Source organism: Enterobacter sp. 301B, assembly GCF_003850715.1.
Classification (GTDB): Bacteria; Pseudomonadota; Gammaproteobacteria; order Enterobacterales; family Enterobacteriaceae; genus Enterobacter; species Enterobacter intestinihominis.
The window spans coordinates 137,318-146,587 of the sequence record NZ_PQTC01000014.1 but is presented as its reverse complement, the minus strand read 5'-3'; the positions used below and the strand labels follow the sequence as shown (position 1 = coordinate 146,587).

Here is a 9,270-nt window from a genome sequence, read left to right as displayed (position 1 = left end):
TGATTACATCGAAATGTTTTATAACAGTAAGCGTCGGCATGGTTCCAGCGATCAGATGTCACCGACAGAATATGAAAACCAGTATTATCAACGGCTAGGAAGTGTCTAGATTATCCGTGGCGATTCACCCTTTCCGGTACGCAGCAGTTCCACTGTCGCCGTGAACGCCACCGTAGCCAGCCGGGCGATGCTTTTTTACTTGAGCCTGGTGAAATACATGACGGTGATGCACCGGTAGAGGGTGGCTTTACTTATCTGACCTTTTATCTGGATGCACACTGGCTCACCCGTACGCTTCAAGGGCTGTATGACTCTACACCCGGGAGTTACACCCTCCACTTTGCCCAAACGCTGACGCGAGAGCCTCAGCTGGTGCGCGCTATCGGTGATACATTTGCCTCGCTGCATAACGATGAGATGAAGATCGTACAACAGAGCACAATGGATAACCTGCTCACTAAGATTACAGCCCACTGCCACTGGCGGAAGAAACTCCCGTCGCAGTTACAAAGCTCCGCTGTGGCGCATCGTGCCCGCGACTATCTCTATGCGCATATCGGCGAGAACGTGGGGCTGTCAGACCTTGCGCGGGAGACGGGGACGGATCGCTTTACGCTCACCCGCTGCTTTAAGCGCGAATTTCACCTTGCGCCGCACGCCTGGCTTATCCAGCTGCGCCTGGCAAAGGCCCGACAGATGCTGGCGTATGGGGAACTGCCTGTTGATGTGGCGACGGCAGTAGGTTTTGCCGATCAAAGCCATCTTGGTCGCTGGTTCCAGCGGGCGTACCGTATTTCTCCGGCACACTACCGTCGGTTGTGCACAAACCTTCCAGACGTTTCCAGAAAATAACGGCACATTCATGGCTCTACTAAAAGGAGCCACCTGTGAATTTAATACCCTTCCTGCTGTTTGCATTTGTCGCCTCGATTACGCCGGGGCCAACCAATATTTTGGTACTGGCTAACAGTCAGCACTTTGGCGTAAAAAATACGATTCCTGCGATCCTGGGTGGGTGTATTGCCGCCAGCGCTATTGTTCTGGTTTCAGGCGCTGGGGCAGGAGAAGTGTTACGCCAGTATCCGCTGATACGTCAGGTGATGAGCTGGGCGGGTGTGCTGTGGCTTTCCTGGATGAGCTGGCAGCTGTTTAGCGCCCCGGCCGCGAATCTCTCCTCCAGGCGTCATGTCCGATTTACCGCGCGGGCAGCGGCGTTATTACAGGTTGTAAACCCAAAAACCTGGATGATGGCGCTGGCCGTCGTCAGCCTGTTTGCTCCGGCAAGCGACCATGCATTACGGGATATTTCGCTGATGGCGCTATGGTTTCTGGCGATCTCAGTGGTCTGTTTGTTGTGCTGGGCGTGGCTGGGGAAGGCGGTGAACCGGATTTTCCGCACCACCGTGGCGATGGTGCGATTTCAACGTGCAATGGCGCTGTGTTTGTTTATTTCCGCCTGGACGGGAATGCTGGCTTAGGTCAGTGCACCACCCATACGGCACTGCGCAAACCGCAAAATATCTTCCGCCAGACGGTGCGCCGTATCCACATCCGCCTGGCTACGGTTCACCAGCATGCGGCTCAGGCAACCTTCCAGCACCAGCTCCATCTGCTTCGCGACCATTGCCGGATCATCCACTTCAAGTGTGGTCAGCAGCTCGTGTGTGAACTCGTGCGCGGCTCGTTTTTGCTGATCTGCCAGTTGATGGATGGGATGTCCGGGATCGGGGAAGTAGGTGCAGGCGGCGATAAACAGACAGCCTGGGTAACGGTTGTTGGTGACACACTCCGTCAGTGCGGTATAGCGTGCCAGCAGCTTTTGCTCGGTGGTCAGCTCTTCATTCAGCATCAGTTGCCTGCGCCAGATATCCACCTGCTGGCTGAGATAGCGCAGGGCATCATACAGCAGCGCCTCTTTATCCGGCCAGAAGCGCTTAAGTTCATCCAGAGGGTAATCGATACGGTCGGCTACCATCTCAAGCGTGGTGCTGGCGATCCCTTGAATCTCAAGTAATTGCAGGGCTTGTCCCAGTACGTCTTCGCGTTGCACGGTTATCTCCTCCGCTATTCCCAACGGTTTGTCCCGTCTAAAGTGTTGTTTACGGTTGGCGATTGCGCAAATGCGCGTTGAATGCCGTCGCGTCCATAAACCCGGTTACACGCTGCGTCAACTGTTCTTCCCCCTGTTCATTGAAGAACAGGATGGTAGGCAGCCCGAGCACGTTAAGTTGCTTCAGTAGAGCCTTATCCTGCGCGCTGTTGGCGGTAACGTTCGCCTGGAGCAGAACGGTATCGCTCAGCGCATGTTGTACCTGCGGATCGCTGAAGGTGTATTTTTCAAACTCTTTGCAGGCCACGCACCAGTCGGCATAGAGATCGAGCATGACCGGTTTGCCTTTCGCCTGCACCAGGGCGCGGTTAAGGTCATCCACGTTTTTAATCTGTATAAAATTCAGATGAGCCTGCGTCTGATCTGTCGGGGTGCCAAACGCCCAGTCCTGTAACGGACGGACGCTCACCAGCGCGGCCGCCAGCAGAAGGATCTGTAGCAGGCGCATCCACGGTTTCTTCGCACCCAGACTCACGATAAATGCCCAGCTGAAGAAGGCCACGCCGAGCATAGCCCACAGACGCGTACCCCACACATCACCGATGATGCGTTCCAGCAGGAAGACCGGTAGCGCCAGAATGACAAAACCAAACGCGGTTTTCACTGTCTCCATCCACGGGCCGCTCTTCGGCAGCAGACGATTGCCAAATACCGTCACAAGGATCAGCGGCAGACCCATGCCGAGCGCGTAAAGGTACAGCGTGCCGCCGCCGAGCCAAAGGTTGCCGCTCTGGGCAATGTATAACAGGATGGCGCTCAGCGGCGCGGTGGTGCAGGGGGAGCAAATCAGCCCGGCGATGGCACCCATGGCGAACACGCCGCCCGCAGAGCCCCCCTGCTGACGGTTGCTCATTAACGTCAGACGGGTTTGCAGGGAAGAGGGCAGTTGCAGGGTGAACAGGCCAAACATCGACAGCGCCAGCAGAATAAACACTGCTGACAGTCCGATAAGCACATAAGGGTGCTGAAGGGCGGCCTGGAACTGCAACCCGGCAGCGGCGACCACGAGGCCGAGCGCCGTATAGGTTAACGCCATGCCCTGCACATAGATAAAGGCCAGCAACAGCGCACGGGCGGTGGAAAGGCGTTGCTTACCGCCCAGCACGATGCCAGAGATAAGCGGGTACATAGGCAGTACGCAGGGCGTAAAGGCGATGCCGATACCAATCAATAACGCCCAAAGCGCTGAGAACGGAAGGTCTGAAGCGGCTTCGCCTTCACCCCTCACACTGGCCATTTCCCCTGAGGGGAGAGGGGAGGCCGCCGCTTTCACTTCGCTAAGCGGAACGACCTTTGTTTCAGGGGGATAGCAGAAGCCCGCATCGGCGCAGCCCTGATACGTCACCGTCAGGGTAGCGCCTTTATCCGCCTGATTCACCGTGACGGGCACGCTTAAGCGCTGGCGATAAATTTCACTTTTACCGTAGAACTCGTCCTCGTGCCATTCGCCAGCGGGCATCTGCAATGCGCCGACGTCAGCCTTTGCCGGCGTGATGCTGACCTGCTTGCGATAGAGGTAGTAACCCTCTTTCACCTGCCAGGTGAGGCTGAGATCGTGCTGGTTTTGCTGAAAGTCGAAAACGAATGCCTGGTCGGCAGGAATAAAGTTCGAACGGCCGGGCGCGTCAAACAACCCGGCAAAAACTGACGTGCTGCACAGCAGCAGGATCAGCGTAAAGAAGCGTTGAGCCATGAGAGATAATCGTTATCGCCGTGGACCACTGGCAGCACCAGCAGCTCCGGGGTTTGGTAAGGATGATGAGACTTGAGGCAGTCGAGGAGCGCCTGCTGGTTGGTCAGATTGGTTTTGAGCAACATCTGGACTTCGTACTCTTGCTCCAGCTTGCCTTCCCAGTAATAAAGGGAGGTGGCGCCGGGAAGTAGCGTGACGCAGGCAGCCAGTTTTTCGGCCAGCACTTTGGCGGCGAGATCCTGGGCAGAAGCTTCATCAGGGGCGGTACACAGTACAACAACAGCATCAGGCGTGTTCACAAGTCGACCTCCTCATCACGAAAGTCTTCACTATATCACGCCATGTGATTGGTCATTAATGAAACGGGCCGCAGCGCGGCCCGTTTTTAACTATTTTTACAACGGCTAACCGTTTACAGCACAATGCCGCCGATGATAAAGCCGAGGACCACGCAGAGCGTAATCGCCACCACGCCCGGGATGAGGAACGCGTGGTTAAACACGTATTTACCGATACGGGTCGAGCCGGTGTCATCCATCTCAACCGCGGCCAGCAGGGTTGGGTAGGTTGGCAGCACGAACAGGGCGGAAACCGCCGCGAAAGAGGCAATCGCCGTCAGCGGCGTCACGCCCAGCATCAGTGCCGCAGGCATTAGCGCTTTGGTGGTCGCAGCCTGGGAGTACAGCAGCGTTGCGGCAAAGAACAGCACCACCGCCAGTAGCCACGGATAGTTGTGCAGCAGGTCGCCTGCAACTGTCTGGATATCGCTGATGTGCGCTTTCACGAAGGTGTCACCGAGCCACGCCACACCCAGCACGCACACGCAGGCGCTCATACCGGATTTGAAGGTGCTGGCGTTCAGCACTTCGCTGGTGTCGATTTTACAGGTGATACTGATCAGCGTCGCGATGGTCAGCATAAATACCACAATCGCTTCGTTACGCGGCAGAACCGGGTTCTGGATCAGACCTACCGTATCGCTGATGGCGGTCGCGTAGAACATCACGGCGACGATACCAATCAGGAACAGCAGCACGGAGCGTTTTGCATGCGGCTTCAGCTCAAAGACCTGGCTACCGCGCAGGCTCACTTCACCTTTTGCCAGGCGCTCCTGGTAAACCGGATCGTCTTTCAGCTCGGCGCCGAGGAAGTTACACAGCACGGCAGTGATCATTACCGCAATCAGCGTGACCGGAATACAGATCGCCAGCAGCGTCAGATAACTTACGCCCATCGGCTCGAGAATACCCGCGAAAAAGACCACTGCCGCAGAAATGGGCGAGGCGGTGATCGCAATCTGGGAGGCGACTACAGCAATAGAAAGAGGGCGAGACGGGCGAATACCCTGCTCTTTCGCCACTTCGGTGATGACCGGCAGCGTGGAGAAAGCGGTATGGCCAGTACCGGCGAGAATGGTCATAAACCAGGTCACCAGTGGGGCAAGGAAGGTGATGTATTTTGGATGACGACGCAGCATACGCTCCGCCAGGCTCACCAGGTAGTCCATACCGCCAGCGACCTGCATGGCCGCAATGGCAGCGATAACCGCCATGATGATTTCGATAACGTCAAAAGGGATTGCGCCGGGTTTAATCTGAAAGATCAGGGTAAGTACGAGCACGCCGAGACCGCCGGCAAAGCCGATGCCGATACCCCCGAGTCGTGCGCCCAAATAAATCGCCAACAGGACGATGACGAGTTCTGCTCCAAACATAAAGACCTGCCTTGCTTATTAACAAGTTGATATTGAATTGTTGTGTTTTGGTAACGGCCATAAAGAAAAAAGGCACGTCACAAGTGACGTGCCTTTCGGAAGCTTAGCCTGAACGGTTACTGTTCGCTTTCATCGGTATATCGTTTCGCTTTATATGCCGGGTGCATCAGGTTCTGGGCGGAGAAGATATCGTCCAGTTCGGCTTCGGTCAACAATCCTCGCTCGAGAACCACCTCACGCACGCTCTTACCGGTTTCGGCACAAATCTTCCCGACGATATCGCCGTTGTGGTGGCCGATGAACGGGTTGAGGTAGGTGACGATGCCGATGGAGTTATAGACGTAGCCTTCACACACTTCTTTATTCGCGGTGATGCCGTTAATGCATTTTTCCAGCAGGTTGTAGCAGGCGTTGGTCAGAATGTGGATAGATTCAAACATCGCCTGGCCAATCACCGGCTCCATTACGTTCAGCTGGAGCTGACCGGCTTCGGAGGCCATGGTGACGGTCGTATCGTTACCAATCACCTTGAAGCAAACCTGGTTCACCACTTCTGGCACCACCGGGTTCACTTTAGCTGGCATGATGGATGAACCCGCCTGCAACTCTGGCAGGTTGATTTCATTCAAGCCAGCGCGCGGACCGGAGGAGAGCAGGCGCAGGTCGTTACAGATTTTGGACAGTTTCACCGCCAGACGTTTCAATGCGCTGTGCACCATCACGTAGGCGCCGCAGTCTGAGGTGGCTTCAATCAGGTCTTCTGCAGGCACAACCGGCAGGTTGGACACTTCAGCCAGCTTCTGTACCGCCAGCTGCTGATAGCCATCCGGGGTGTTCAGGCGTGTACCGATGGCGGTAGCACCCAGGTTCACTTCCAGCAGCAGTTCGGACGTGCGCAGCAGGTTTTTGGTCTCTTCGTTCAACAGCACGTTAAACGCGTGGAACTCCTGGCCGAGGGTCATTGGCACTGCGTCCTGCAGCTGGGTACGACCCATTTTCAGAATGTCCTGGAACTCAACGGCTTTACGCTGGAAGCCATCACCCAGCTGATTAATCGCGTCGACCAGTTTGACGACAGAGGCATACACCGCGATGCGGAAGCCGGTTGGGTAGGCGTCGTTGGTGGACTGACATTTGTTAACGTGGTCGTTCGGGTTCAGGTACTGGTATTCACCTTTCTGATGACCCATCAGCTCCAGGCCGATGTTTGCCAGCACTTCGTTGGTGTTCATGTTGACGGAGGTGCCTGCGCCGCCCTGATAGACGTCAACCGGGAACTGATCCATGCATTTGCCGTTGTTCAGCACTTCATCGCACGCGGCGATAATCGCATTTGCAGCGCTTTTAGGAATGGTTTGCAGCTCTTTGTTTGCCAGAGCCGCGGCTTTTTTTACCATCACCATGCCACGCACAAATTCAGGGATGTCGCTGATTTTGCTGTTGCTGATGTAGAAGTTTTCAATCGCTCTCAGAGTGTGAACACCATAGTAGGCATCCGCTGGAACTTCCCTGGTACCCAACAAATCTTCTTCGATACGAATGTTGTTTAACATGTGAACCTTCTTTTCAAGCTGCCGATGGATTGTACTAAACACACAGTAGATATGTGGTTTTGAATATTTTATGACCGACGATTATTCCCTCAATCGGCCAGATGTTCGAGATCATATGCTGATGATAGCGAATTGCCGTAAGCTGGATCACTTATTATCGACCCGATTTCATGATAATTATTAATCTGTGAAATATGTCACCGCTTTAATATTTCCAGAAAAAATATCCGTGCAAACCGATTGAATTTTGGCTAACCGTCACCATTTCTTATCTACGCGCTTCGCGAACACATTCAGTCAGGGGCCAGAAGGCACCTGCCACACAGGAGATGCCAGTGCGCTGGATACCATTTATTGCTTTCTTTCTTTATGTTTACATTGAGATTTCCATTTTCATCCAGGTTGCCCATGTGCTGGGCGTCCTGCTGACGCTGATTCTGGTGATCTTCACCTCCGTCATCGGCATGTCGCTGGTGCGCAATCAGGGTTTCAAAAATTTCCTGTTAATGCAGCAGAAGATGGCCGCAGGTGAAAGCCCGGCCGCCGAGATGATCAAAAGCGTGTCGCTGATTATTGCTGGCCTGCTGCTGATCCTGCCGGGCTTCTTTACAGACTTCCTCGGCCTGCTGTTGCTGTTGCCGCCGGTGCAGAAGCATCTGACCATGAAGCTGCTGCCGCATCTGCGTTTCAGCCGTATGCCAGGCGGTGGTTTCAGCACCGGCCCGGGCGATACCTTTGAAGGGGAATATCAGCGTAAGGATGAGCAGCGCGACCGGTTAGATCATAAAGACGATCGGTAAGTTTCTTGCCCGGTGGCGCTCGCTCACCGGGCCTGCGGATTTTGCCGCTTCGGTAAAAACACCCACAGCCCCGCCAGCATGACGATGGCGTACACACTCTTCCATCCCACCATCGCCAGCAGCAGCAGGCACAGGACACACCCGATAGCCGCCAGCGCCTTAAAGCGTCCTTTCAGTAGCCGACAGCCCGCCAGCATGCACAACAGATAGATCATGATGAAAATACCGTTGGCGTAGATAATCAGCGCGTCAAGGTTGATGTCGAGGAGATAAATGGCCAGGGAACTCACCACGCAGCAGCCCAGTACGGTATTCAGCGCATTCACCGGAAGCTGACGCTTTGACAGGCGTGAGAGGGGGCTATCCGGTTTATAAAGTGCCTGAGACCACACCAGCCGGGCGAAGCTCTGAATATAGATGTTGAGGCTGGCAAAGCAGGCGAGATAGCCAATCATGCAGGCTACCCACAGGGCTTTAACGCCAAACAGCTGCACCACGATGCCCGGCAGCGACGCGGCGGCGGCTTTCTCTTCACCGAACGCGTTGAAGTGCAGCACCAGTACGGTACAGGCCCAGTACACGGTGCCCGCCAGCAGCAGGCCAATCATCAGGGCGCGGGGAAAATCACGCTCGGGCTGTTTAAACTCGGATGCCAGATGAGCGAACGCCTCCAGACCGACGAAACACCAGAACATGACGGATAGTGCAGCGAAAAGCTGTGTGTGGTCGATGTTATTAATCGCGGGGAAAGGAATATCCGCCACCGTAATGTCACCCGCAAACCAGATGGCGACGATCAGCGCGACGATTAACACGGCGACCAGCGTTTGCAGGTTGGCGCTGGAACTGGCCCCGCGTGAGCCAACCCACCAGATAATCGCCAGCGTGCCGAGTTCAGCCAGCAGCAGCTGTTCATCGTGCCAGCCAAACAGCGCCTGTCCGAAGCCGGTTGCGATATGCAGGGCTGCCGGAAGGCCAACGGGTATCACCGACAAAAATAGCCAGCCGGTGACGCGTTCCATTCGCGGCCCAAACGCCATGCCGACAAAATGCGCTACGCCGCCTGCGCTCGGGAAGTGCCGCCCGAGTATGGCAAAGACAATCGCCACAGGAAACACCAGCACGATCAGCACCGGCCATGCCCAAAGACTGTTATTGCCGGCAACCAACGCCGCCAGCGCGGGAACCGCAAAAACGCCCGTGCCTAACAAAGACGTTGAGAGTAAGCCAATGCCCTGCGCCAGCCCCAACTCCTGCCTGAGTCCACTCATTTACCTCGTCCCGCCACCATCAAAAGAGAGTGGATGGTAACACTTTCGCAAATTTTTTTTCGATTACCCCTTGAAGGGGTAAAAAGCTATCCCCATCTCTCAGGGCACTAGCCGGAAAACCGCATGCGG

9 protein-coding genes and 1 pseudogene are annotated in these 9,270 nt (G+C 55.4%); 4 read left to right on the top strand and 6 right to left on the bottom strand.

Annotated elements, in window-relative coordinates; genetic code table 11:
- The 3 genes and pseudogenes from C3451_RS16430 to C3451_RS16420 all read left to right on the top strand — a co-directional run.
- Nucleotides 1-109: IS3 family transposase (locus C3451_RS16430; protein ID WP_131023897.1), on the top strand; the 109-nt coding region annotated here is incomplete at its 5' end.
- Nucleotides 110-126: 17 nt separating this feature from the next.
- Nucleotides 127-852: pseudogene (locus C3451_RS16425) on the top strand (AraC family transcriptional regulator); the annotation flags it as partial.
- Between the two features lie 35 nt (nt 853-887).
- Complete coding sequence (locus C3451_RS16420; protein WP_023299118.1) at nt 888-1,478, top strand: LysE family translocator; 591 nt, start codon at nt 888-890, stop codon at nt 1,476-1,478.
- Here the strand turns inward: C3451_RS16420 and C3451_RS16415 are convergent.
- From C3451_RS16415 to aspA, 5 genes are all read right to left on the bottom strand, one after another.
- Nucleotides 1,475-2,050 (bottom strand): transcriptional regulator, encoded by a 576-nt coding sequence (locus tag C3451_RS16415; protein ID WP_022646797.1) that lies wholly within the window; start codon nt 2,048-2,050, stop codon nt 1,475-1,477. The genes C3451_RS16420 and C3451_RS16415 overlap by 4 nt on opposite strands.
- A 49-nt stretch (nt 2,051-2,099) precedes the next feature.
- Nucleotides 2,100-3,803, bottom strand: a complete 1,704-nt coding sequence (locus C3451_RS16410) for a protein-disulfide reductase DsbD (protein WP_045620950.1) — start codon at nt 3,801-3,803, stop codon at nt 2,100-2,102.
- Nucleotides 3,779-4,102, bottom strand: a complete 324-nt coding sequence (cutA, locus tag C3451_RS16405; protein ID WP_003855908.1) for a divalent cation tolerance protein CutA — start codon at nt 4,100-4,102, stop codon at nt 3,779-3,781. The genes C3451_RS16410 and cutA overlap by 25 nt, the downstream gene beginning before the upstream one ends.
- A gap of 113 nt (nt 4,103-4,215) precedes the next feature.
- A complete protein-coding gene (locus C3451_RS16400; protein ID WP_008502949.1) occupies nt 4,216-5,517 on the bottom strand; it encodes an anaerobic C4-dicarboxylate transporter in 1,302 nt (433 codons plus the stop codon).
- Nucleotides 5,518-5,633: 116 nt separating this feature from the next.
- Nucleotides 5,634-7,070, bottom strand: coding sequence for an aspartate ammonia-lyase (gene aspA, locus C3451_RS16395; RefSeq protein ID WP_003855923.1), 1,437 nt, complete (start codon nt 7,068-7,070; stop codon nt 5,634-5,636).
- Between the two features lie 335 nt (nt 7,071-7,405).
- Here aspA and C3451_RS16390 point away from each other — a divergent pair, with 335 nt between their 5' ends.
- Nucleotides 7,406-7,870 carry an FxsA family protein gene (locus tag C3451_RS16390; RefSeq protein WP_003855925.1) on the top strand — a complete coding sequence of 155 codons (465 nt, stop codon included), beginning with the start codon at nt 7,406-7,408 and terminating at the stop codon, nt 7,868-7,870.
- Nucleotides 7,871-7,893: 23 nt separating this feature from the next.
- Here the strand turns inward: C3451_RS16390 and yjeH are convergent, their stop codons facing one another.
- Nucleotides 7,894-9,141, bottom strand: coding sequence for an L-methionine/branched-chain amino acid transporter (gene yjeH, locus C3451_RS16385; RefSeq protein WP_045620949.1), 1,248 nt, complete (start codon nt 9,139-9,141; stop codon nt 7,894-7,896).
- Nucleotides 9,142-9,270: the final 129 nt, after the last annotated feature.